The organism is Kluyvera sp. 142486 (assembly GCF_046569695.1).
Taxonomy (GTDB): Bacteria; Pseudomonadota; Gammaproteobacteria; order Enterobacterales; family Enterobacteriaceae; genus Kluyvera.
Genome location: NZ_JBKHUI010000033.1, coordinates 1 through 22861, shown reverse-complemented (window position 1 = coordinate 22861; position 22861 = coordinate 1). Strand labels below are relative to the sequence as shown.

Genomic DNA, 22861 nt, shown 5'->3' with positions numbered 1-22861 from the left:
CGGCCACATCTGGCCCTGAAGTACAAAACGCCCGATGACGTTCATCAGGCGTTTTATCGACAGAAAACTGTCAACCTATATCAGGACTAGTCACTGATGGCGCTAGGCCTTCCTTTTCGGCAGCAGCACCCACAGCGCCGCCAGCATCACGATCGCGTACAGGCTCTTCCATCCCACCATCGACAGCAACAGCACGCACAGCGCCACGCCCACGACGGATAATGCACGGTAGCGCCCGCTCAACAACCGGCACCCTGCCAGCATGCACAGCAGATAAATCATAATAAAGATGCCGTTGGCATAGACGATCAGCGCATCGAGGTTGATGTTCAGCCAGTAGCTGGCGAGCGTACTCACCATGCAACTGCCAATCACCACGCTCAAGGCATTGCGCGGCACCAGCCCCGGCGAGAGGCGCGCCAGATAGCTATCCGGCTTCGACTGCGCCTGCGACCACACCAGGCGGGCGAAGCTCTGGATGTAGATATTGAGGCTGGCGAAGCAGGCGAGAAAACCGACCACGCTCGCTACCCACAGCGCCTTCACGCCGAATAGCTGCACCACGATGGTCGGCAGCGAGGCTGCTGCGGTATTGGCGGCACCGTAGGCGTGGAAGTGCAGCACCAACACGGTACAGGCCCAGTAGACCACGCCTGCCAGCAGCAGGCCGATAATCAGCGCGCGCGGGAAGTCGCGCTCCGGGTTGCGGAATTCCGAGGCCATATGGGCAAACGCCTCCAGGCCGACAAAGCACCAGAACATCACCGACAGCGCGGCGAAAAGCTGCGAGCTGTCGACATCGGGCAGGGCCGGGAAGGGGATCGCTTTTACGGAGATATCGCCATAGACCCAAATAGCGGCCAGCAGGGCAACAATCAGAATGGCGACCAGCGTCTGCAAATTAGCGCTGGAGCTGGCACCGCGTGAGCCCAGCCACCAGACGATCGCCAGCGTGGCGACCTCCGCCATCAGCAGTTGCCAGTCATGCCAGCCGAACAGCGCCTGGGTAAAGCCGGAGGCAATATGCAGCGCGGCGGGTAGGCCAACCGGGATAACGGAGAGGAACAGCCAGCCGGTGACGCGGGCGAGGCGAGGGCCAAAGGCCATCTCGACGAAGTGCGCCACGCCTCCCGCGCTGGGGAAGTGTCGGCCGAGGAGGGCAAAAACGATAGCGACCGGAAAGACCAGCACAATTAATGCGGGCCAGGCCCATAGACTGTTGTTACCGGCAACCAGCGCGCCCAGCGCCGGCACGGCAAAGACGCCGGTGCCGAGCAGTGACGTCGATAGTAATCCTACTCCCTGAGCTAACCCGAGCTCTTGTTTAAGTCCCGCCATGTCCCTCGTCCACACCCTTGCAAAAAAGAGCAAAATGTTACCATATCCCCTCTCCCGGCGGCCCCGCGTCATTGTGCTGTTCTACGTTGGGAATTCAGCGATTTATCGCGATTGCGTCGCCGGATGAAATTTTTTTTAGGGTGCCCCCTTGAAGGGCAAAATAACCATCCCCATCTCTCAGGCACTAGCCGGAAAACCGCTTACGGCCCGGCATCGCCCATAAGTGATAATGACTTTCTCGAAGGAGAGCTATCAATGAGTATTCGTCCGTTACATGATCGTGTGATCGTCAAACGCAAAGAAGTTGAAACCAAATCTGCTGGCGGCATCGTTCTGACCGGTTCTGCGGCAGCAAAATCAACTCGTGGCGAAATCATCGCTGTCGGTAAGGGCCGCATCCTGGAAAACGGGACCGTGCAGCCGCTGGACGTTAAAGTTGGTGACATCGTGATTTTCAACGATGGCTACGGCGTGAAATCTGAGAAGATCGACAATGAAGAAGTGTTGATCATGTCTGAAAGCGACATCCTGGCAATTGTTGAAGCGTAAGCAACGCGCGAACGAATTTGAGGAATAGAAGAAATGGCAGCTAAAGACGTAAAATTTGGTAACGACGCTCGTGTAAAAATGCTGCGCGGCGTTAACGTACTGGCAGATGCAGTTAAAGTAACCCTGGGCCCGAAAGGCCGTAACGTGGTTCTGGACAAATCCTTCGGCGCGCCAACCATCACCAAAGATGGCGTATCCGTAGCACGTGAAATCGAGCTGGAAGACAAGTTCGAAAACATGGGCGCACAGATGGTGAAAGAAGTTGCCTCTAAAGCGAACGACGCTGCAGGCGACGGTACCACCACCGCGACCGTACTGGCTCAGGCTATTATCGCAGAAGGCCTGAAAGCCGTTGCTGCGGGCATGAACCCAATGGACCTGAAGCGCGGTATCGACAAAGCCGTTCTGGCTGCAGTTGAAGAGCTGAAAGCGCTGTCCGTACCTTGCTCCGACTCTAAAGCGATTGCTCAGGTTGGTACCATCTCCGCTAACTCCGACGAAACCGTAGGTAAACTGATCGCAGAAGCGATGGATAAAGTCGGTAAAGAAGGCGTGATCACCGTTGAAGACGGTACCGGTCTGGAAGACGAACTGGACGTGGTTGAAGGTATGCAGTTCGACCGTGGCTACCTGTCCCCATACTTCATCAACAAACCAGAGACTGGTGCTGTTGAGCTGGAAAGCCCGTTCATCCTGCTGGCTGACAAAAAAGTTTCCAACATCCGCGAAATGCTGCCAGTGCTGGAAGCCGTTGCGAAAGCAGGCAAACCACTGGTTATCATCGCTGAAGACGTTGAAGGCGAAGCGCTGGCTACTCTGGTGGTTAACACCATGCGCGGTATCGTGAAAGTCGCTGCTGTTAAAGCACCTGGCTTCGGCGACCGTCGTAAAGCTATGCTGCAGGACATCGCAACCCTGACCGGCGGTACCGTTATCTCTGAAGAGATCGGTATGGAGCTGGAAAAAGCAACCCTGGAAGACCTGGGTCAGGCTAAACGCGTTGTGATCAACAAAGACACCACCACCATCATCGATGGCGTGGGTGAAGAAGCGGCGATCCAGGGTCGTGTGACTCAGATCCGCAAACAGATTGAAGAAGCAACTTCTGACTACGACCGTGAAAAACTGCAGGAACGCGTAGCGAAACTGGCTGGCGGCGTTGCGGTAATCAAAGTCGGTGCAGCTACCGAAGTTGAAATGAAAGAGAAGAAAGCTCGCGTTGACGATGCCCTGCACGCGACCCGTGCTGCGGTAGAAGAAGGCGTGGTTGCTGGTGGTGGTGTAGCGCTGGTTCGCGTAGCCGCTAAACTGGCTGGCCTGACTGCTCAGAACGAAGATCAGAACGTTGGTATCAAAGTTGCGCTGCGCGCAATGGAAGCACCGCTGCGTCAGATCGTTTCCAACGCCGGTGAAGAGCCGTCTGTGGTTGCGAACAACGTGAAAGCGGGTGAAGGTAACTACGGTTACAACGCCGCAACTGAAGAATACGGCAACATGATCGACTTCGGTATTCTGGACCCAACCAAAGTTACCCGTTCTGCTCTGCAGTACGCGGCATCCGTTGCGGGTCTGATGATCACCACCGAGTGCATGGTGACCGACCTGCCAAAAGGCGACGCTCCTGATTTAGGCGCAGCTGGCGGCATGGGTGGCATGGGCGGTATGGGCGGCATGATGTAATCGTGCGCTATACCCCATAGCATCAAGAAACCCCCGAGCAGAAATGTTCGGGGGTTTTTCTTTATGTGCTGGGGCGTTATTCCTCGAAAGTGCCTTTAACGCAGGCTTTACCGTCGCGCACCATCTGTTTTCCCTTCGCCCATACTTCCTGAATGCGCAGTCCCTCGTCCAGAACGATAAAGTCGGCATCACAGCCTGGCGATAGTCGTCCCTTATGAGTAAACCCGAGAAATTCCGCCACGTTACGGGTGAGCGGCAACAGTGCCTCTTCCAGCGGAAGATGATGCTGTTTCACCAACTTCTGTAACGTTTCCAGCAGTGATTCAAACCCGGCGACGCCGATGCCTATCAGGTTGCCATCGGCATCAAAGTTCGGCTGGCTCCCGTTACCGTCTGAACTTAGCGTTACTCTTGATGAGGGAACATTGCCTTCCCGGGCCATCATAATGGCGCTTGCTGGGTCGATAGGCTCGTCGATGCTGCTGGTGATATCGATGTACCCGCCTTCCCGGGCAAAGCGCAGGGCGGCAAGAAACAGCGACTGAGCGCGATTAACGTGGGTTGGAAGCAGTTTGGTTATCGGGACATCGGCATGATGCAATATGTCATAGATGGGTTCCAGTTCACGAGGGCTGTTACCCATATGAAAAACGGAAATCCCGGCTTTGGTTCCCAGCAGGCCGCCAACCCGCGATTGTGCTGCCATCGTGGCGAGTTGTGCGGACGTCGGTGCCGATGAGCGGTGGTCGGAAATCGCACATTTGACGCCAATGACTTTGTCGATAAGCGCTACGTCTTTTTCGACGCTGCCGGTTAGGGTGGGCGACGGAAGCCCATAAGCCCCGGTCAGCATCCAGGCGCTTATTCCTTCGTACTCCAGCGCGCGGGTCTTGGCCAGCAGCGACTCTGGATGACGCGTCACGCCGTCGGTGCCGAGTAAGCCAACGACCGAGGTGATCCCGGCAGCGACAAGCTTCGACAGGCGTACTTCCGGGGTCCGCGTATGAGGACCAGCCTCACCGCCACCGCCAATTAAATGCACGTGCTGGTCGATAAAGCCAGGGCAAACGGTCGCCCCGTTAAGGTCGCTTATCGGGCAATCCGGCAGGGCGATTTCTGCGCCAGCTTGTTCAATGGCGATAATTTTTCCCCCGGCGACGAGGAGATCGCACATCCCGCGATCTTCAGGCGCGAAGAGGTGCGCGTTGCGAAATAAACGCGGCTCCAGTAAAGAGAAATTCATCATTCTTCCTTAGAAAAGTATCTGCATCACCCACATGGAGAGCAGGGCGTTAGTGATACAGATGGCGATGATATGCGGATAATATTTGGGGTTCACGCCTGCGGTGCCCAGACAACGACCGGTATTTTGTACCGGGTTGCCCATCAGATAAATAGCGGGCAGAAGCACGGTGGCATCATGGCCGCTGAGCGTGCCGGCAACCACCAGGCTTGCGCATACGCCGACGCCTCCGCCCATACTCATCACTGAGGCGAGCAGCACCGTGGCGGCGACCCCCGGTAATCCCCACAGCGCCATGATGGGTTCACAGACTTTGCCGACGATATCCAGTAGCCCGGTGACCTTGAGCGCCTGAATGATGACGAATGCCATCACCACGTTGGGTAACAGGCTGGTGGTAGCAATGGTAAACCCACGGCGGGCACCGTCGATAAACAAATCCATAATGTTTTTACGCGGCAACGTCGTCATTCTTTTGCCTCCTTATGCGCGCGGTTTTCACAGCGTGCTATCCACAAACGCAGGAAATTGGCGCCGATAAATTTAAAGACCAGAATGACAACTAACGGTGCTATCACCGGCACGCTAATGACCGCAAACAGCGCCGCACCAGAGGAGAAGTAGTTGGTGATAATGGCGCTTCCGCTGGTCTGGAAGGTAGCGAAAATCGCGCGTTCTTGATCGCTGATGGCCCCTTCATCGGCGAGCTCTTTCGTCATGCCTGCTGCCGCATCGGTATTTTGTAGATTGGCGATAAGTGCTAGCGAGCAGATCCCGGGGATGCCCAGTATGGGGCGGAGAATGGGGGTCATCAGCTGTTGCGCGGCGCGAAGCCCACCCAACCCTTCAGTAACCGAGATGATACCCAGCGATAAAATGACCGATGGCGCGAGTTCAAGGGCAAACAGGAAACCATCTTTGGCGCCCACGCCACCCACTCCCCGGAAAGAGAGCGCGTTTTGTCCCGCTGCATTAACCTGTCCAAAACTGCCGTTCAGCACCGTAAAGTCAAAAACGCGCCACCACTCGGTGCTTTTCGCAAAGCAGCCCGAGAAAAATATGATGGTCAGCACGAAAACGAAATAACCCACCCACGTTACTTTTTCCTCTCCTGAGGATCTTTTACTCATGTTGCCTCCTTGGTTTATTAACGCCGTGCATCACACAGCACCTGGCAACACTAAAACCATATCGAGGCCAAAGACGATAACCCGGGGCGATTATCGGAATACATTTAGATGGCAGGGATCAAAGGAGTTGTCATATCCGTTGCAAAACCATATGGGGAATTCTCTTTTGGTCATCTTTTTAGTATAAGGTTTACACACGGACGACTTGCGTCCAGCTCATTGATTATGGGGAATAACATGCAGGTAAAATATTTGGCAGGGATCGTTGGTGCGGCGCTGCTGCTGGCCGGCTGTAGCTCAACCACGGAACTGACCTCTGGCGGCCAGAACGTGCGCTTTGTAGAAGAGAAACCGAGCGCGGAGTGTCAACTGCTGGGTACGGCGACCGGGGCGCAGAGTAACTGGCTGTCTGGGCAGCAGGGCGCGGAAGGCGGCTCTATGCGCGGTGCGGCAAATGCGCTGCGTAACCATGCCGCTGAAATGGGCGGAAACGTGATTTATGGCGTGAGCAGCCCAACGCAAGGCATGCTCTCAAGCTTCGTGCCGACCGACAGCGAAATGAACGGCCAGGTTTATAAGTGCCCGAACTGAGCCACGTGTAGCGCCCCCGCTAGTATACCGGGGGCGTAGTACGTCAGGTTTTTTCCACTTTTTGCTGTAGTTGATACAGCACCTGCATACAGGCATCTGGCGTGAAGGTTTTTTGTTTGTCAGAAGGGAGTGCGCTGACAAACACCTGGCACGGCATGCCCGCGATTTTTTTCAGCCTTGGGCTGAAATCTAACAGGCGACGGGTCACGGCTTCTACGCCTTCAGCCCCCGGCTTAGCGCGTGTTTTAATCATCGTCCCGCTAAACTGTGCTTTCCCATCTTCATCGTTGTAACGATAAATGACCGCCAGATTGTGAGTGAACAGCTCTCGTTTCCAGGCCGGATGGTCGTAAGAGTCATATTCCAGATTGCCGCCAGCATTGCAGTCCACATCATACAGCGGTAGAAAATCCAGAATAGAAGAGAGGCGAAGCGCCAGCTCCTTCATACCCGCATTATTGAGGGAATGGATCATCACGCTGACCAGCAGTTCAATTTGCAGCAGGCCGACCGTCAGTTCCACTGTTTTGCCGGAGTGCAATGAAATTATTATCCTGATGAATAACGCCTGCGTTAATACCTTTGATGGAAAGAGACAAACGGTTCTCCTTAACCATTTTTTAGTTAAGTAAATCCATTTAACTTATTGATTTTGTTTGTTTTTAATGGCTATGTGAATTGTTCAAATAACACAGAACGTTATGATGTTCAAAAAAAGAGGCAGACCGAAGTCTGCCTCTTTATCTCATTTATCGCTGACGTAGCTGGAGATCCAGCGGCGTTTTACTTGGCTCGCCGCCAATTTCTCGCGCCAGTTTCGGCACCATATAGCCGGAGATAAGCGTGAGCAGTTCGCGCATAATTTCGCGCGCCTCGTCATCGCTGACGAGGAAGTGGGCCGCGCCCTGAACTTTATCCAGCACGTGCAGGTAGTACGGCATCACGCCGGCATCAAACAGCGCGTTGCTGAGGTTTGCCAGGGTTTGGGCATTATCGTTCACGCCGCGCAGCAGCACGCTTTGGTTGAGTAGCGTTACGCCCACGCGGCGCAGTTGTGCCATCGCATGGCGGAAAGCATCGTCAATCTCGTTGGCGTGGTTGATATGGTTCACCAGCAGGATCTGCAGCGATGAATTCGCAAAGCGGTTGACCAGCGTGTCGGTAATGCGAGCCGGAATGACGATCGGCAAGCGGCTATGGATACGCAGGCGCTTGATGTGCGGAATGGCTTCTAGTTGGGTGAGCAGCCAGTCCAGTTCGTGATCTTTTGCCATCAGCGGATCGCCGCCGGAGAAAATGATCTCGTCGAGTTCCGGATGCGCACTGACGTAGTCCAGCGCGGCCTGCCAGTTCCGCTTATTGCCCTGGTTCTCGGCGTACGGGAAGTGACGACGGAAGCAATAACGGCAATTTACCGCGCAGCCGCCTTTTACCAGCAATAACGCACGGTTATGGTACTTATGCAGCAGGCCAGGCACCACGCTGTGCTGTTCTTCCAGCGGATCGGTGGAAAAACCAGGGGCGGCGATAAACTCTTCCTGTGAGGTAAGTACCTGACGTAAAAGCGGATCGTTGGGGTTACCTTTCTCCATGCGCGCCACAAATGCGCGCGGAACGCGCAGGGCAAACAGGCGCTTAGCCTCACGGCCAGCGAGCAGATTTTCATCAGCGTCTATATTCAGAAGACGTAATAGTTCATCCGGATCGGTGAGAACATCGGCAAGTTGCATCAACCAATCTTCTCTGGATGGGGTATTTAGGGTTACAATATGCGCCATTTTGTGGCTTAGCTACCATTTAACAATTTCAGAGGGCCTTATGGCGACTTACTATAGCAACGATTTTCGTGCTGGTCTTAAAATCATGATGGACGGCGAACCGTACGCGGTTGAAGCCAGTGAATTCGTTAAGCCGGGTAAAGGTCAGGCATTCGCACGCGTTAAGCTGCGCCGCCTGCTGACCGGTACTCGCGTAGAGAAAACCTTCAAGTCTACCGACTCCGCTGAAGGCGCAGACGTTGCCGACATGAACCTCACCTTCCTGTACACCGACGGTGAATTCTGGCACTTCATGAACAACGAAACCTTCGAGCAGCTGGCTGCCGATGAGAAAGCGGTTGGCGAAAACGCTAAATGGCTGCTGGATCAGGCTGAGTGCATCGTGACCCTGTGGAACGGCCAGCCTATCGCCGTGACTCCACCGAACTTCGTTGAGCTGGAAATCATTGAAACCGATCCAGGCCTGAAAGGCGATACCGCAGGTACTGGCGGCAAACCAGCTACCCTGTCCACTGGCGCAGTGGTTAAAGTTCCACTGTTCGTTCAGATTGGCGAAGTGATTAAAGTGGATACCCGCTCCGGCGAATATGTATCTCGCGTGAAGTAATTCATGCTTTGATCGCCCGGCGCAGCAGTGATGCTGCGCCAGCCTTTTCCCCCGTTCGATCCAATCTTCTGTCTTTCCCGCTTCGTCTTCTTCCGAAAAAAACGCTTACATCCAACATCCTGAGTGAAGTTGTCTATGCTTATGGAGCAAGATAATTAAAACTGACTCTTAAGGATGACATTATGGTGAAAAAAGCGATCGCAGCATTTTTTACGGTTCTGGTTCTCTCCTCAGCGTTGACTGCCTGTAATACCACTCGCGGTGTTGGTCAGGATATTTCAGATGGCGGTAATGCCATTTCTGGAGCCGCAACCAAAGCGCAGCAGTAAATTGAATCTGGCGGTACAACAAGCGGTTGTACCGCCGTTTTTCAACGCCTATAATCCCCCCGTTATGCTTTCCAACACCTTGCGGGACGACCCGTAAGCGTATCTCAACCGGGGACGGCCCCATCGTTATGGAGCCTGATATGTCCTGGTTAATTCTCTTTATTGCTGGCCTGCTGGAAGTCGTCTGGGCCGTTGGCCTGAAATATACTCATGGTTTTAGCCGCCTGGTACCAAGCGTGATTACCATTGTGGCGATGATTGCCAGCATGGCGCTGCTGTCGTGGGCGATGAAAAGCCTGCCGGTGGGAACGGCCTATGCGGTATGGACGGGGATTGGTGCGGTCGGCGCGGCAATTACCGGCATTCTGCTGTTGGGTGAGTCGGCAAGCCCGATGCGCATCGCCAGCCTGGCGCTGATTGTGATGGGAATTATTGGCTTAAAGATGAGTGCACATTAATGGCCGAAAAGCCTCGGACATGAGGCTACGTAGGCCGGATAAGGCGTAACCGCCATCCGGCAATGCGCGCCGGAGTGCCTGATGGCGCTGCGCTTATCAGGCCTACAGACCCTGCGCAGCGCCAATGAGATTAAATAAACAGCACACCGATCAGCGTGACCACCGTCAGAATCGCTGCCAGACCGTAGAACACCCATTTCCCGTTCGGGACGTGGATCTTCAGGTCATGCATCGCATGGTGAATGCGGTGCAGGCCGCACCACAGCGGCAGCACGATCATCAGGAAGATAAACGCGCGGCCAATCAGGCTGTGGGCAAAGCCCAGTACCCGTTCGTAGCTGAATGCATCGGCCGGTGCCAGGCCTAACGGCAGCAGCACGCCGACCAGCAGCACGATGACCGGGGCAATAATCGCGCCCCACATGCCGCCTGCGCCAAACAGACCCCAGAATACCGGTTCATCGGAACGTTTTGGGTTCGGGTTAATCATACCAGTCTCCTTACCAGAACAACGCGACAAACAGAATCACCACGCTGACTACCGCGGTAACCACCCAGAGCCCTTTGATAATCGGCTCTGGCCCCATTTTTTCGCTTTTAACGATGATGTTGGCAGCCTTCGGTGCCAGCTCAAACCAGGTTTTGGTATGTAGCAGTGCGGCGGCCAGGGTAATCAGGTTCAGCACCACCACCACCGGGTTTTGCAGAAAGCCGACGTAGCCCGCCCAGCTTTCTGCGCCGTGTTTCAGTGCGAACAGGCCGTAAATCAGCACGATGCTGAACCACACCGTCGGCACCGCCGTCCCTTCACGCAGCATATAGAAGCGATAAAACGGCAGCTTTCTCCACCAGGTGGACGGCATTGGCCGTACATAGGGTTTGCGTTTAGTCGTCATCATGCACTCCTTAGCGTGGTTTCAGGGTAGCGATAAGAAAGTCTTTCGAGCTTTCCACTTTGCCCTGCTGAATGGCGGCTGCCGGGTCGACGTGTTTCGGGCACACTTCGGAGCAGTAGCCAACAAACGTACAGGTCCAGACGCCGTTCTGGCCGTTCAGTTGCGCCATGCGCTCTTTCTTACCGTGGTCGCGGCTGTCTTCGTTGTAACGATGCGCGAGGGTAATCGCCGCCGGGCCGATGAACTCTGGGTTCAGGCCGAACTGCGGGCAGGCGGCATAGCACAGGCCGCAGTTGATGCAGCCGGAGAACTGGTGGTACTTCGCCATCTGCGCTGGGGTCTGGGTGTTAGGCCCTTGATCCGGTGTGCGCGGGTTACCGATGATATACGGCTTAATCGCTTCCAGGCTCTCGATAAAGTGGGTCATATCGACCACCAGATCGCGCTCGATGGGGAAGTTTGCCAGCGCCTCGACCTTGATTCCCTTGGTGTATTCACGCAGGAAGGTTTTACAGGCAAGCTTCGGCACCTTGTTGACCATCATGCCGCAGGAGCCACAGATAGCCATACGGCAGGACCAGCGGTAGCTCAGGTCTGGCGCGAGGTTATCTTTGATGTAGCCCAGGGCATCGAGCAGCGAGGTCTGCTCATCGTAAGGCACTTCATAGAAGGCGCTGTGCGGTGCGCTATCCACTTCCGGGTTGTAGCGCACAATCTCAATTTTTAAATTCTGCATCTCAGCCATTCGCCGTCTCCTTCTTCTCGGCCGCTTCGGCTTCCGCGCCGTAGACGCGTTTTGCCGGTGGCAGGGTCGTTATCTTCACATCGCTGTAGTCGAGGCGCGTAGTGCCGTCGGCGTCGCGGAAGGCGAGGGTATGCTTGAGGAAATTGACGTCGTCACGTTCGGTGCAGCCTTCGTCCAGACGCTGGTGCGCGCCGCGGGACTCTTTACGCGCCATGGCGGAGTGCGCCATACATTCGGCTACGTTCAGGCCGTGGCCCAGCTCGATGGTGTACAGCAGGTCGGTGTTGAAGACGCTGGAGGTGTCGGTAATGCGCACGCGCTTGAAGCGTTCCTGCAGTTCCGCCAGCTTATCGATGGTTTTCTGCATCAGTTCCGGCGTACGGTAAATGCCGCAGCCTTCTTCCATCGACAGACCCATCTCATCGCGGATCTTCGACCAGTTTTCGCTGCCTTCCTGATTCACCAGCGCTTTCAGGCGGTTTTCGATGTCGCTAACCTGCGCGTCCAGCGCGCTGCCGTTGGCTTCACCGGCCGTTGCCGCGCGGGCGATGGCCTGCTCACCGGCCATGCGGCCAAAGACCACCAGTTCAGCCAGCGAGTTGGAGCCCAGACGGTTGGCGCCGTGCAGCCCGACAGAGGAACATTCGCCGACGGCAAACAGCCCTTTAATACGGGTTTCACACTGCTGGTCGGTTTCGATACCGCCCATGGTGTAGTGCGCGGTTGGACGAACCGGAATTGGCTCTTTTACCGGGTCAACGCCCACGTAGGCTTTCGCCAGTTCGCAGATGAACGGCAGACGTTCCAGCAATTTTTTCTCGCCGAGGTGGCGCAGGTCGAGGTAGACCACGTCGCCGCGCGGCGTTGGCACGGTATTGCCTTTGCGCCATTCGTGCCAGAAGGCCTGGGAGACTTTGTCGCGTGGACCCAGTTCCATATATTTGTTTTTCGGCTCGCCGAGCGGGGTTTCCGGGCCCATGCCGTAATCCTGCAGGTAGCGATAGCCGTTTTTGTTGACCAGAATACCACCTTCACCGCGGCAGCCTTCGGTCATCAGGATGCCCGAGCCCGGCAGGCCGGTTGGGTGATACTGAACAAATTCCATGTCGCGCAGCGGAACGCCGTGGCTCAGCGCCATGCCCATGCCGTCACCGGTGACGATGCCGCCGTTGGTGTTGTAGCGATAGACGCGGCCTGCGCCGCCGGTGGCCATCACCACCGCGTTGGCGCGAATTTGCACCATCGTGCCTTCCATCATGTTCATCGCTACCAGGCCGCGAGCCTGACCGTCATCGACCAAAATATCGAGAACGAAGTGCTCATCAAAGCGTTGGATTTGCGGGAACTGAAGGGAGGTCTGGAACAGGGTATGCAGCATGTGGAAGCCGGTCTTATCGGCGGCAAACCAGGTGCGTTCAATCTTCATTCCGCCGAAGCGGCGAACGTTGACGCTGCCGTCAGGACGGCGGCTCCACGGACAGCCCCACTGTTCGAGCTGGGTCATTTCGGTTGGGCAATGATGGACGAAGTAATCGACGACATCCTGCTCGCAAAGCCAGTCGCCACCGGCGACGGTGTCGTGAAAATGGTATTCGAAGCTATCATGGTCCTGTGCGACGGCGGCGGAGCCACCTTCTGCGGCCACCGTATGGCTGCGCATAGGATAAACTTTTGAGATCAATGCGATTTTGGCTTTTGGGTTGGCCTGAGCGGCTGCGATAGCAGCACGTAACCCGGCCCCGCCTGCGCCAATAATGGCTAGATCGGCTTGAAAGGTTTGCACGACATTCCTCCAGATTTTTGTTATTTCACAACAGGCTGCGTTGGGGGATATCACGTGGCCTGCGCAAAAACGTTTCCACTGCTCCTTTATGGGTAAAGCAGTATACCCGTAGGGTTGTGGGGGAAATTTGATGTGTTCGATTTTTTTGTCGTTATGTGCGGCTAAATATCACTGTAGCTGATGAATTACATTGCGGAATTAATTAGAGAAATGTTGTCCCCGGCCATAGGGGAAATTATTGAGCAATATTTGTGTCGTGTATCACTTGCGGGTAGACTTCGTGCCCTTGTCTGAAATCGGAGAAAAAAACATGAGCGAGACGGCAACCTGGCAGCCGAGCGCATCCATCCCTAACCTGTTAAAGCGTGCGGCGCTGATGGCGGAAATTCGCCGTTTCTTCGCCGACCGTGGAGTACTGGAAGTGGAGACGCCTTGTATGAGCCAGGCAACGGTAACTGACATTCATCTGGTTCCGTTTGAGACTCGCTTTGTTGGCCCAGGCCATTCCCAGGGAATGAACCTGTATCTGATGACCAGCCCGGAATACCACATGAAGCGCCTGCTGGCGGCGGGGTGTGGCCCGGTGTTCCAGCTTTGCCGTAGCTTCCGCAACGAAGAGATGGGTCGCCACCATAACCCGGAATTCACCATGCTGGAGTGGTATCGCCCGCATTTTGATATGTATCGTCTGATCAATGAAGTGGACGATCTGCTACAGCAGGTGCTTGAAACTCAGCCGGCAGAGAGCCTTTCCTATCAGCAGGCATTCCAGCGCCATCTGGAAATTGATCCGCTGTCTGCCGATAAAACGCAGCTGCGTGAAGTGGCGGCGAAGCTCGACCTGAGCAACGTGGCCGATACCGAAGAAGACCGCGACACACTGCTGCAGCTGCTGTTTGCCTTCGGCGTAGAGCCGCACATCGGTAAAGACCGCCCAACCTTCGTTTATCACTTCCCGGCAAGCCAGGCGTCGCTGGCGCAGATTAGCGCTGAAGACCACCGCGTGGCCGAACGCTTCGAGGTTTACTTCAAGGGTATTGAACTGGCGAATGGTTTCCACGAGTTGACCGATGCGCGTGAACAGCAGCAGCGCTTCGAGCAGGATAACCGTAAACGTGCGGCGCGCGGCCTGCCGCAGCAGCCTATCGATCAAAATCTGCTGGACGCGCTGACTGCCGGCCTGCCGGATTGTTCTGGCGTGGCGCTGGGCGTTGACCGCCTGATCATGCTGGCGCTGGGGACGGAAACGCTGGCTGAGGTGCTGGCCTTTAGCGTCGATCGTGCATAACCCGCTCTCCTGAAAGATAAAATGGCGCTTTTTGCGCCATTCTTAGTGATATATTTTCAAATTCCCTCTTAAGGTCACAAGATTCGTCCGGTTATTTGTTATCATCCGGCCAGCAATTTCTCGCGTCGATTTTCCGTTGCCTTGCTTTCGCAAGCATGCAGCGCGGTGCCCTGTCGATGTGTAAAAAAAATGATCCGAAATAAGGGAAGGTCATATGACCCAATCAATTAAAAAGATGAGCCTGATAGGACTCATCCTTATGATATTTACGTCAGTCTTTGGCTTTGCCAATAGCCCCTCCGCCTTTTATCTGATGGGCTATAGCGCAATCACCTGGTATATATTTTCCGCGCTTTTATTCTTTATCCCCTTCGCTTTAATGATGGCGGAAATGGGTTCAGCCTATCGTAAAGAAGAGGGCGGGATCTATTCCTGGATGAATAACAGCGTTGGTCCGCGCTATGCATTTATTGGCACCTTTATGTGGTTCTCCTCCTACGTGGTCTGGATGGTCAGTACCTCTGCCAAGGTGTGGGTGCCGTTCTCTACCTTCGTGTTCGGCACAGATATGACGCAGCACTGGAGCGTAGCGGGGCTGCAATCTACCCAGGTGGTTGGTCTGCTGGCAGTGTTCTGGATGGTGCTGGTGACGACGGTGGCGTCGAAAGGTATTAATAAAATCGCCCGCATTACCGCCGTCGGCGGTATTTCCGTAATGTGTCTGAATTTAGTTTTATTGTTAGTGAGTATTGCCATTTTGTTATTAAATGGCGGCCACTTTGCTCAGCCACTTAATTTTACCACCTCGCCTAACCCAGGTTATCAATCCGGGTTAGCGGTATTATCGTTTGTGGTATTCGCTATTTTTGCTTACGGCGGTATTGAAGCCGTTGGCGGTCTGGTGGATAAAACCGAGAAACCGGAAAAGAACTTCGCCAAAGGAATTGTTTTTGCGGCGATTGTTATTTCTATCGGTTATTCGCTGGCGATATTCCTGTGGGGCGTGAGCACCAACTGGCAGCAGATCCTGAGCGACCGTTCGGTGAACCTCGGCAACATTACCTACGTGCTGATGACCAGCCTGGGCTCAACGCTCGGTAACGCCATGCACCTGTCACCGGACGTGGCGGCGACCGTAGGCGTGTGGTTTGCGCGTATTACCGGCCTGTCGATGTTCCTCGCCTACACCGGCGCGTTCTTCACCCTAAGCTACTCGCCGCTGAAGGCGATTATTCAGGGTACGCCAAAAGCGCTGTGGCCAGCGTCGATGACCCGCCTGAATGCCAACGGTATGCCGTCCACCGCGATGTGGATGCAGTGCCTGCTGGTGAGCGCGTTTATTCTGCTGGTGTCGTTTGGCGGCGATACCGCCTCGGCGTTCTACAACAAGTTGACGCTGATGGCGAACGTGTCGATGACCCTGCCGTACTTGTTCCTGGCGCTGGCCTTCCCGTTCTTTAAGGCCAAAATGGATCTCGAACGTCCGTTTGTGATTTTCAAAAATAAAGGCTCAACTCTGCTGGCAACCAGCGTGGTGGTGCTGATCGTGACCTTCGCCAATATCTTCACCATTATTCAGCCAGTGATTGAAGCAGGGGACTGGAGTAGCGCAATGTGGATGGTCGGTGGGCCAATCTTCTTCTCGCTGCTGGCGATGGCGATTTATGAGAACTATCATCGCCGCATTAACCGTCAGCCCGTTCTGGTGGCAGAGTAAATAGGGCCGTTGTAGGCCGGATAAGGCAACGCCGCCATCCGGCAATCAGCATCGAATTGCCTGATAGCGCTACGATTATCAGGCCTACAAAACCCACACCGTAGCCCGGCCGAACGTAGTGACGCCGGGATTTCCCCGGAGTCGGTGCTTACGCACCTCGTCCGGGCTACTCAGGTATTACAAACTTCCCGGCTGGCGTTTGCCTGCGGAGGTCAGCGTTCTTCCCGTTTTCCGGCCATCCAGGGTCTCCAGACGCATCTGGAACGGTGGGAACGGCATATCGATACCGTGCTGGCGGAAACCGGCCAGAATCAGCTGGTGCAATTCATGGCGCAGCGGCATACGGTGACCCATCTCGGCGGCGTAGATACGCAGCTCGAAAATCTGAATCCCCTGCTGTAAATCCACAAGAAACGCTTCCGGTGCCGGGTTATCAATCACCAGCGAACAGCGGTGCGCGGCGGTCAGCAGGATCTGCGCCACCTCTTCACTGTTAGCATCCGACGGCGCAGGAATGCTTAACACCACGCGCGTAACCGAATCCGATAGCGACCAGTTGATGAACTGCTCGGTGATAAACGCCTTGTTCGGCACGATAATCTCTTTGCGGTCCCAGTCGCTGATGGTGGTGGCGCGGGTGTTGATTTTGGTCACGCTGCCGGTCAGGTCTCGAATGGTGACCGTATCGCCAATACGAATCGGCTTCTCAAACAGAATAATCAGGCCGGAGATGAAGTTGGCGAAAATTTCCTGCAAACCAAAGCCGAGACCGACACCGAGTGCGGCGACCAGCCACTGCAGCTTCGACCATTCAATGCCAATCATCGAGAACCCAACCAGCCCGCCTATCAACAGCAGCAGATATTTAGTGATGGTGGTGATGGCATAGCCGGTCCCCGGCGTTAAATCCAGATGTTGCAGAATAGCCAGTTCCAGCAGTGCCGGGAGGTTACGCACCAGCTGGGTGGTGATGATCAGCACCAGAATCGCGATCAGCACGGCGCCGAGGGTAATCGGCTCGATGCTTTCAACGCCCTGTACCGTTGAGGTGACGTCCCACAGCGAAATGTTCTCGAGGAAGCCAAACGCTGAGTGGATTTCCGACCACAGGATAATCACCGACACCAGCGCAATCAGCATCAGTATTGAACGCACCAGGCGTAACGACTGCTCGCTGATGGTATCGAGGTTGACTTCACTCACCTCCTGCTCGGCCGATCCTTCCAGACTGGTAGTGTGCGCTTCTTCTTCGCCACGGGCGCGATGTGCCAACATTTCGGCACGCTTGTGTTTGGCGCGGTCAAAGGCCAGACGGCGGCGCTGAATCAGCATCCAGCGCCGGATGACGTGATAAAGCACCAGCAGCAGGAACCAGATAGCGACTGAGGTTTCCAGACGCGCCAGCAGCGCCTGCGAGGTGGCAAGATAGCCCACCGCCGCGGTGAAAATTGCCAGCAGCGGTGCGCCAATCATCAGGTTCCACAGCAGCAGGTTAACGCGGTTTTCACCACTGCCGCTTTTATCGAGATACAGCGGGATCCCGGCGCGTTTCAGGCTCAACGTTACCATCGCCAGCGCGCCGCAGATCAGGATAAAGCACAGCCTGCCAAGCGAGGCGGAGAACTCACGATCGTTGAGATTATCGAACATGATCAGCGCCATAATCAGCGGCACGATAAGCCCGATGCTCATCAGGTAGTAGCGCATGGCGCGGGCCACGCGGTGCTGCGGCCAGCCAAAATGGACGATAAACAGGCCGTTGGTGCGGGCAAACGCCGCGCAGATCATCACCACCCATAGCAGCGGTACGGTGGCGGTGACGCCATCGCCCACGGCCACCGCGAGCGGGAAGGGCCATGCCTCCTGCAAACCATAGCCAAGCGTTGCCCATAGCACCGGCAGCGGTGAGGCGACCAGAATCGACCAGAAGACCGTGCGCATGGTCAGCCAGAAGTGGTCCTGGGTGACCTTACCGACGCGGGCGCTGGAACGCTCCAGAAAACGCGTGAAGTGCTTACGTGAACTAATACTGAAGCCGACCAGTAGTAGCGCTCCAAACAGCGGGAACAGCGTCTGGCGGCTGGTGAGCATCATCATGCTGGCTTTGCCGAGCTGGCTAAAGGTGTCGAGCGAGATCAGGCGGCGTAGGTCCTGCACGATTTCAATCGGCCAGCTGAAATCGATAGGCCGCACGTCAGAGGTCCAGAATAGGTAACGGTGGGTGGCTTCGTTGACCTCTTTCAGCGCGTCTTCCAGCTGGCTGTTGGAGACTTTCAGCTTAGTCAGCTCGAGGATCAGGGTGTCGCCGCCCTGCAGCAGGGAGTTGAGCAGTTCGCGCTGGGTGCGCAGCTGGGCTTCAAGAATGCGGTTCTCTTCGCTAGTCAACGGCTGGCCGTCGGCCTGACGAATCTGGCGCAGCTGCGGCTGCTTGTTCAGCAGGTCTTCGTAGCGCAGACGATGCACGCGCAGCTGGGCCATTTCGGTATCAAGCTGCTGAGGTTTTGGCATCTCCGGCAGGCGGGCTACCTGAGCACGTAGCGCTTCACCGAGCAGGTTAGACGAGCCCAGCCACTGTGACTGCTCGCGCAGCGTGTTCAGGGCCTGGCGCACCTGTAGCGTTTGGTTGGCGGCTTGACGCTGCTGTGAAGCGACCAGATCCATTCGTTGAGCCTGCTGGTTCAGCGCCAGGGAAAGCTCGCGGTTAATCTTAAACTGGTCAACGATACCCGATGGCAGGTTTTCGCTGTTTTCTGCCAGCAGTTCGGTGCTTTCCAGCGCCCGTTCGGCTTCGCGCTGACGCTGGCTGTTGAGCTGGTTACGCAGGGCTTGCAGATAGGCATCCAACTGCTCGCTTTGCTTCTGTGCCAGCTCCGAGCGCATGCGCGCTAACTCCTGGCGGTTATTGGCGGAGAGTTGCGCCAGTTCGAGTTCATCGACCAGTGCTTTCAGCTTGCTGGAATCAGCCTGCAGGTTGAGGCTTTGCGCCTGTGCCAGTGGCGTATTACCGGCCTGAGTTCCGATGCGACGCTCTACGTCATTGAGCTGGCGGCGCGCGTCGGTCTGCTGCTGGGGCAGTTGGTTCAGGGAGTCGGCGATATCGCGGGCGCGCTCCTGCTCCTGTTGGGCAAGGCGGCTTTTTTCCAGCAGTTGGCTGCTGACCTGCAAAATCTCCTGATTCAGCGCATCGGTGCTCATGCCGTCCGGCACCTGGCGCGGATCGTCGCGCAGGTTGTTGAGCTGATTACGCAGCGTCTGGGAGAGTTTGGGGAAGTTGTCGATAACCTGCTGGTACTGCGCGGCGCGCTCAAGAGAGCTTTTCTGCTCCTCGAGCGCGGTCAGGGCATTTTGTAACGCTTCGACGGTTTCAGGCTGGGCGGGCTTTGCCGCCTTGGCCTGTTCCAGTTCCTGGGCGATTTGTCGAGCGTTGGGGGCCGTCGCTGCGTACGCCCCCTGGCTGAGGCACCAGGCCATCAGTAAAGTGATAATCAGGCGCACGTCAGACCCTTATTGTGTGATTAGCTTTTTTCTTGCGTGTTGTCTGCCTTCGGGGCGACATCCTGCTCTACAACTGGTTCAACAACCGCTTCTGCCTGTGGCTCAGCAACAGGCTCAATAACGGGTTCAGCAACCGGCTCAACAACCGGTGCAGCCTCAGCTTCAACCACAGCTTCGGTGGAAATGGCCAGCGGCTCGCCAAGCTTAGTAACGGACAGATTTTTCAGCTGTTCCATCAGCGTGACTTTACCCGGTGCAAACAGGTTGATAACCGTAGAGCCCAGCTTGAAACGGCCCATCTCCTGGCCTTTCAGCAGCGCCACAGAACCTTCCTGATCGCCCGCTGGGTAGGTCCAGCGCTTAATCACGCCTTCGCGCGGTGGCGTCACGGTACCTGCCCAGACGGTTTCGATGCTACCCACGATAGTCGCACCCACCAGAATCTGCGCCATTGGGCCAAACTCGGTATCGAACAGGCAGATAACGCGTTCGTTACGGGCAAACAGGTTCGGCACGTTCTGCGCGGTCAGGTGGTTTACGGAAAACAGATCGCCCGGCACGTAAATCATTTCACGCAGGATACCGTTGCATGGCATATGCACGCGGTGGTAGTCGCGCGGCGACAGGTAGGTGGTCGCGAAGCTGCCGTTGCGGAACAGGTCAGCCATGATGTAGTTACCCGCGAGCAGCGCTTCCAGCGAGTAGTTATGGCCTTTGGCCTGCAGAATTTTGTCGTCTTCAATCGCGCCAAGCTGGCTAATCACGCCGTCGGCCGGCATCACCAGCACGCTTGGGTCGGTGTTCACCGGACGGGCATCTTCACGCAGTGGGCGAACGAAGAAATCGTTGAAGGTGCGGTAGCTGGCGGTGTCCGGCTTCTGCGCTTCTTTCATATCGACCTTGTAGAACTTCACGAACAGATCGATAACCAGTTTAGTCAGCCATCCCGCTCGTTTGCTCGCACCCCAGCCTGCGAGACGCGTAAGCCACAGTTTAGGCAGAATGTATTGCAGTGAAAGTTTAAACGAGTTTAACAAGGTAGCCTCCAGGCCATTATGTGTCGATCCTGATCCGACGACGAGCGCCGGATCTTAAAAAGAAAAGCGGCCGATTCTAGCGACTGTTGACGAAAATGTCAGTCGGCAAAATCATAGTTCTCAATTATCTATGTCTGAAAAGTTTTTACGCGTTTTTACCTGCGCCATGGTTTCCAGAATGCGGTGATAATTTTCGAAACGAGTCTCGGCAATCTTTCCTTCCTCAACGGCTGCGCGGATAGCACAGCCTGGGTCAGTATCATGTTTACAGTCGCGATACTTACAGTGTCCAAGGTAGTCGTGGAATTCGACAAAACCATTGGTAATTTGTTCCGGCTCAAGATGCCATAGGCCAAATTCACGCACCCCCGGTGAGTCGATCACATCGCCGCCGTGAGGGAAGTGGTACAGACGTGCGGCGGTAGTGGTGTGCTGGCCCAGACCGGAGACATCGGAAACGTCGTTGGTCAGAATACGGTCGTCGTTAAGCCCCAGCAGGGCGTTCAACAGGCTGGATTTACCCACGCCAGACTGCCCGGCAAAGATGCTGATGCGGTTGGTCAGCGCGGCTTCCAGCGGCTTTAAGCCGTCCTGGGTGTGGCTGGAGGCCATCAGAACGGTGTAGCCAATGTTGCGGTAGATATCCATCTGCTCGTTGACGAACGCCATGCCTTCGTCGTCCAGCAGGTCGATTTTGTTCAGTACCAGCAGCGGCTCAACGCTCAATGTTTCGCAGGCAACGAGATAACGGTCGATAATATTCAGCGACAGCTCGGGCAAAATGGCAGAAACAATGACTATCTGATCGATGTTGGCGGCAATTGGCTTCACGCCGTCGTAAAAGTCGGGGCGCGTCAGTACCGAGGTGCGCTCGTGCACCGCTTCAACGATACCTTTAACGTTCACCCCTTCGGCGGCCGTTTTACCCGGACGCCACACGACGCGGTCACCGGTGACCAGTGAACGGATGGTGCGGCGGATGTTGCAGCGGTGGGTTTCGCCGTCGACGGATTCCACGTCGGCATGCATCCCAAAGCGGCTGATGACCACCCCTTCGGCGGCTTCGCCAAACAGGTTGTCGTCGTAATCTGGCTTCTCCGCGGCTGTTGTGAGGCGGCGCTGGTGGTTCGCCTTAACGCGGCGCTGCTGACCTTTGGAGAGTTTATTTTTACTCAATCGTGCTGACTCCTGGTCGCCCATATCGGGCAAAACCTCTATGATACACGCTAATTAATACTAGTTAACCCGCAGCGGCAGGTTAGACAAGAAGGGTGGAAAATAGCATGAGTGCAGATGAAAACAACCTGATTTGGATCGATCTGGAGATGACGGGTCTGGATCCCGAGCGCGATCGCATTATTGAGATCGCCACGCTGGTGACCGATGCACAGCTGAATATTCTGGCGGAAGGGCCGACCATTGCCGTTCACCAATCTGATGCGCAGCTGGCGTTGATGGATGACTGGAACGTGCGTACCCACACCGGTAGCGGCCTGGTGGAACGCGTGAAGGCAAGCACCATGGGCGACCGTGAAGCGGAGCTGGCGACGCTGGAATTCTTAAAGCAATGGGTGCCTGAAGGCAAATCACCAATTTGCGGCAACAGTATCGGCCAGGATCGTCGCTTCCTGTTTAAATACATGCCGGAGCTGGAATCCTACTTCCACTATCGCTATCTGGATGTCAGCACCCTGAAAGAGCTGGCGCGTCGCTGGAAGCCGGAAATTCTGCCGGGCTTTAAAAAGCAGGGCACTCACCAGGCGATGGACGATATTCGTGAGTCGGTGGCGGAACTGGCCTACTACCGCGAACATTTTATTCAGCTTTAACGTGCTAAAGGGATGAATTGGCGCTAAAATAGTCAACTTGCCGATTTATCCAGCACTTGAACGATTTTTTTAAAAAAACGCTTCAAGGGGGGTTGCAGGGGGAAAGAATTCTCGTATAATGCGCCTCCCGTAACGAAGCAGAAATGCGAATTACGACAGCAACAAAAATTGCCAGATTTTGCGGGAATAGCTCAGTTGGTAGAGCACGACCTTGCCAAGGTCGGGGTCGCGAGTTCGAGTCTCGTTTCCCGCTCCAAAAATTTGAAAGCAGTTGCAGTAGACACACCCAAGCGGGAATAGCTCAGTTGGTAGAGCACGACCTTGCCAAGGTCGGGGTCGCGAGTTCGAGTCTCGTTTCCCGCTCCAAA

Annotated in this window: 22 protein-coding genes and 2 tRNA genes; 11 read left to right on the top strand and 13 right to left on the bottom strand. The window is 55.6% G+C overall.

What is annotated here, in order from left to right:
• Window positions 1-102: 102 nt before the first annotated feature.
• The gene (yjeH, locus tag ACLGE8_RS22470) at window positions 103-1338 is read right to left on the bottom strand and encodes an L-methionine/branched-chain amino acid transporter (protein WP_411001326.1); all 1236 of its coding nucleotides are present in this window, start codon (window positions 1336-1338) and stop codon (window positions 103-105) included.
• 255 nt (window positions 1339-1593) lie between these two features.
• On the opposite strand from yjeH, the gene ACLGE8_RS22465 reads away from it, so the two are divergent.
• Complete coding sequence (locus ACLGE8_RS22465; RefSeq protein ID WP_003855929.1) at window positions 1594-1887, top strand: co-chaperone GroES; 294 nt, start codon at window positions 1594-1596, stop codon at window positions 1885-1887.
• A 33-nt stretch (window positions 1888-1920) separates the two neighbouring features.
• The gene (gene groL / locus ACLGE8_RS22460) at window positions 1921-3567 is read left to right on the top strand and encodes a chaperonin GroEL (protein ID WP_411001322.1); all 1647 of its coding nucleotides are present in this window, start codon (window positions 1921-1923) and stop codon (window positions 3565-3567) included.
• A gap of 76 nt (window positions 3568-3643) precedes the next feature.
• Here the strand turns inward: groL and iadA are convergent, their stop codons facing one another.
• The 3 genes from iadA to ACLGE8_RS22445 are packed head-to-tail and all read right to left on the bottom strand — an operon-like array spanning window position 3644 to window position 5940.
• On the bottom strand, window positions 3644-4810 hold the full coding sequence (iadA, locus tag ACLGE8_RS22455; protein WP_411001330.1) for a beta-aspartyl-peptidase: 1167 nt from the start codon (window positions 4808-4810) through the stop codon (window positions 3644-3646).
• Window positions 4811-4819: 9 nt separating this feature from the next.
• On the bottom strand, window positions 4820-5281 hold the full coding sequence (locus tag ACLGE8_RS22450; RefSeq protein WP_411001320.1) for a YjiG family protein: 462 nt from the start codon (window positions 5279-5281) through the stop codon (window positions 4820-4822).
• Window positions 5278-5940, bottom strand: a complete 663-nt coding sequence (locus tag ACLGE8_RS22445) for a nucleoside recognition domain-containing protein (RefSeq protein ID WP_411001318.1) — start codon at window positions 5938-5940, stop codon at window positions 5278-5280. The genes ACLGE8_RS22450 and ACLGE8_RS22445 overlap by 4 nt, the downstream gene beginning before the upstream one ends.
• A gap of 237 nt (window positions 5941-6177) precedes the next feature.
• Between ACLGE8_RS22445 and ACLGE8_RS22440 the strand changes: the two genes are divergently transcribed.
• Entirely contained in the window at window positions 6178-6531 is a 354-nt protein-coding gene (locus ACLGE8_RS22440) for a DUF4156 domain-containing protein (RefSeq protein WP_411001316.1), read from the top strand.
• Between the two features lie 43 nt (window positions 6532-6574).
• On the opposite strand, the gene yjeJ is transcribed toward ACLGE8_RS22440, so the two are convergent.
• Complete coding sequence (gene yjeJ / locus ACLGE8_RS22435; protein ID WP_411001328.1) at window positions 6575-7078, bottom strand: YjeJ family protein; 504 nt, start codon at window positions 7076-7078, stop codon at window positions 6575-6577.
• Between the two features lie 202 nt (window positions 7079-7280).
• On the bottom strand, window positions 7281-8309 hold the full coding sequence (gene epmB / locus ACLGE8_RS22430) for an EF-P beta-lysylation protein EpmB (RefSeq protein WP_411001314.1): 1029 nt from the start codon (window positions 8307-8309) through the stop codon (window positions 7281-7283).
• A 40-nt stretch (window positions 8310-8349) separates the two neighbouring features.
• Between epmB and efp the strand changes: the two genes are divergently transcribed.
• The 3 genes from efp (at window position 8350) to sugE (ending at window position 9703) form a co-directional block, all read left to right on the top strand.
• On the top strand, window positions 8350-8916 hold the full coding sequence (gene efp, locus ACLGE8_RS22425; RefSeq protein ID WP_411001312.1) for an elongation factor P: 567 nt from the start codon (window positions 8350-8352) through the stop codon (window positions 8914-8916).
• A gap of 182 nt (window positions 8917-9098) precedes the next feature.
• On the top strand, window positions 9099-9245 hold the full coding sequence (ecnB, locus tag ACLGE8_RS22420; protein ID WP_395596572.1) for a lipoprotein toxin entericidin B: 147 nt from the start codon (window positions 9099-9101) through the stop codon (window positions 9243-9245).
• 140 nt (window positions 9246-9385) lie between these two features.
• The gene (gene sugE / locus ACLGE8_RS22415; protein WP_185669301.1) at window positions 9386-9703 is read left to right on the top strand and encodes a quaternary ammonium compound efflux SMR transporter SugE; all 318 of its coding nucleotides are present in this window, start codon (window positions 9386-9388) and stop codon (window positions 9701-9703) included.
• Between the two features lie 130 nt (window positions 9704-9833).
• Here the strand turns inward: sugE and frdD are convergent, their stop codons facing one another.
• From frdD to frdA, 4 genes are read right to left on the bottom strand one after another with little or no spacing between them, the layout of a single operon-like run.
• Complete coding sequence (gene frdD / locus ACLGE8_RS22410) at window positions 9834-10193, bottom strand: fumarate reductase subunit FrdD (RefSeq protein WP_411001310.1); 360 nt, start codon at window positions 10191-10193, stop codon at window positions 9834-9836.
• A 10-nt stretch (window positions 10194-10203) separates the two neighbouring features.
• Window positions 10204-10599, bottom strand: a complete 396-nt coding sequence (gene frdC, locus ACLGE8_RS22405; protein ID WP_333012446.1) for a fumarate reductase subunit FrdC — start codon at window positions 10597-10599, stop codon at window positions 10204-10206.
• 10 nt (window positions 10600-10609) lie between these two features.
• Window positions 10610-11344: a succinate dehydrogenase/fumarate reductase iron-sulfur subunit gene (locus tag ACLGE8_RS22400; RefSeq protein WP_115074771.1), complete on the bottom strand. Its 735-nt coding sequence runs from the start codon at window positions 11342-11344 to the stop codon at window positions 10610-10612.
• Window positions 11337-13127 carry a fumarate reductase (quinol) flavoprotein subunit gene (gene frdA, locus ACLGE8_RS22395; RefSeq protein WP_411001307.1) on the bottom strand — a complete coding sequence of 597 codons (1791 nt, stop codon included), beginning with the start codon at window positions 13125-13127 and terminating at the stop codon, window positions 11337-11339. The genes ACLGE8_RS22400 and frdA overlap by 8 nt, the downstream gene beginning before the upstream one ends.
• A gap of 310 nt (window positions 13128-13437) precedes the next feature.
• On the opposite strand from frdA, the gene epmA reads away from it, so the two are divergent.
• Both epmA and yjeM read left to right on the top strand, forming a co-directional pair.
• Window positions 13438-14415: an elongation factor P--(R)-beta-lysine ligase gene (gene epmA, locus ACLGE8_RS22390; protein WP_411001305.1), complete on the top strand. Its 978-nt coding sequence runs from the start codon at window positions 13438-13440 to the stop codon at window positions 14413-14415.
• Between the two features lie 214 nt (window positions 14416-14629).
• Complete coding sequence (gene yjeM, locus ACLGE8_RS22385; RefSeq protein ID WP_411001303.1) at window positions 14630-16132, top strand: glutamate/gamma-aminobutyrate family transporter YjeM; 1503 nt, start codon at window positions 14630-14632, stop codon at window positions 16130-16132.
• A gap of 177 nt (window positions 16133-16309) precedes the next feature.
• On the opposite strand, the gene mscM is transcribed toward yjeM, so the two are convergent.
• The 3 genes from mscM to rsgA all read right to left on the bottom strand — a co-directional run bounded on the left by mscM (window position 16310) and on the right by rsgA (window position 21840).
• Entirely contained in the window at window positions 16310-19627 is a 3318-nt protein-coding gene (gene mscM, locus ACLGE8_RS22380; protein WP_411001301.1) for a miniconductance mechanosensitive channel MscM, read from the bottom strand.
• Window positions 19628-19647: 20 nt separating this feature from the next.
• Window positions 19648-20664: an archaetidylserine decarboxylase gene (asd, locus tag ACLGE8_RS22375; protein ID WP_411001299.1), complete on the bottom strand. Its 1017-nt coding sequence runs from the start codon at window positions 20662-20664 to the stop codon at window positions 19648-19650.
• A 120-nt stretch (window positions 20665-20784) separates the two neighbouring features.
• Window positions 20785-21840, bottom strand: a complete 1056-nt coding sequence (rsgA, locus tag ACLGE8_RS22370) for a small ribosomal subunit biogenesis GTPase RsgA (protein ID WP_411001297.1) — start codon at window positions 21838-21840, stop codon at window positions 20785-20787.
• A gap of 107 nt (window positions 21841-21947) precedes the next feature.
• Between rsgA and orn the strand changes: the two genes are divergently transcribed.
• From orn to ACLGE8_RS22355, 3 genes are all read left to right on the top strand, one after another.
• Window positions 21948-22493: an oligoribonuclease gene (gene orn, locus ACLGE8_RS22365; RefSeq protein WP_185669307.1), complete on the top strand. Its 546-nt coding sequence runs from the start codon at window positions 21948-21950 to the stop codon at window positions 22491-22493.
• 180 nt (window positions 22494-22673) lie between these two features.
• A tRNA-Gly gene (locus ACLGE8_RS22360) sits at window positions 22674-22749 on the top strand.
• Window positions 22750-22783: 34 nt separating this feature from the next.
• A tRNA-Gly gene (locus tag ACLGE8_RS22355) sits at window positions 22784-22859 on the top strand.
• The last annotated feature ends 2 nt before the right edge of the window (window positions 22860-22861 follow it).

What these genes read in the sequence shown, in the direction of transcription:
- yjeH (WP_411001326.1), bottom strand. Translation starts at nt 1,338, where the DNA reads ATGGCGGGACTTAAACAAGAGCTCGGGTTAGCTCAGGGAGTAGGATTA.
- ACLGE8_RS22465 (WP_003855929.1), top strand. Translation starts at nt 1,594, where the DNA reads ATGAGTATTCGTCCGTTACATGATCGTGTGATCGTCAAACGCAAAGAA.
- groL (WP_411001322.1), top strand. Translation starts at nt 1,921, where the DNA reads ATGGCAGCTAAAGACGTAAAATTTGGTAACGACGCTCGTGTAAAAATG.
- iadA (WP_411001330.1), bottom strand. Translation starts at nt 4,810, where the DNA reads ATGAATTTCTCTTTACTGGAGCCGCGTTTATTTCGCAACGCGCACCTC.
- ACLGE8_RS22450 (WP_411001320.1), bottom strand. Translation starts at nt 5,281, where the DNA reads ATGACGACGTTGCCGCGTAAAAACATTATGGATTTGTTTATCGACGGT.
- ACLGE8_RS22445 (WP_411001318.1), bottom strand. Translation starts at nt 5,940, where the DNA reads ATGAGTAAAAGATCCTCAGGAGAGGAAAAAGTAACGTGGGTGGGTTAT.
- ACLGE8_RS22440 (WP_411001316.1), top strand. Translation starts at nt 6,178, where the DNA reads ATGCAGGTAAAATATTTGGCAGGGATCGTTGGTGCGGCGCTGCTGCTG.
- epmB (WP_411001314.1), bottom strand. Translation starts at nt 8,309, where the DNA reads ATGGCGCATATTGTAACCCTAAATACCCCATCCAGAGAAGATTGGTTG.
- efp (WP_411001312.1), top strand. Translation starts at nt 8,350, where the DNA reads ATGGCGACTTACTATAGCAACGATTTTCGTGCTGGTCTTAAAATCATG.
- ecnB (WP_395596572.1), top strand. Translation starts at nt 9,099, where the DNA reads ATGGTGAAAAAAGCGATCGCAGCATTTTTTACGGTTCTGGTTCTCTCC.
- sugE (WP_185669301.1), top strand. Translation starts at nt 9,386, where the DNA reads ATGTCCTGGTTAATTCTCTTTATTGCTGGCCTGCTGGAAGTCGTCTGG.
- frdD (WP_411001310.1), bottom strand. Translation starts at nt 10,193, where the DNA reads ATGATTAACCCGAACCCAAAACGTTCCGATGAACCGGTATTCTGGGGT.
- frdC (WP_333012446.1), bottom strand. Translation starts at nt 10,599, where the DNA reads ATGACGACTAAACGCAAACCCTATGTACGGCCAATGCCGTCCACCTGG.
- ACLGE8_RS22400 (WP_115074771.1), bottom strand. Translation starts at nt 11,344, where the DNA reads ATGGCTGAGATGCAGAATTTAAAAATTGAGATTGTGCGCTACAACCCG.
- epmA (WP_411001305.1), top strand. Translation starts at nt 13,438, where the DNA reads ATGAGCGAGACGGCAACCTGGCAGCCGAGCGCATCCATCCCTAACCTG.
- yjeM (WP_411001303.1), top strand. Translation starts at nt 14,630, where the DNA reads ATGACCCAATCAATTAAAAAGATGAGCCTGATAGGACTCATCCTTATG.
- orn (WP_185669307.1), top strand. Translation starts at nt 21,948, where the DNA reads ATGAGTGCAGATGAAAACAACCTGATTTGGATCGATCTGGAGATGACG.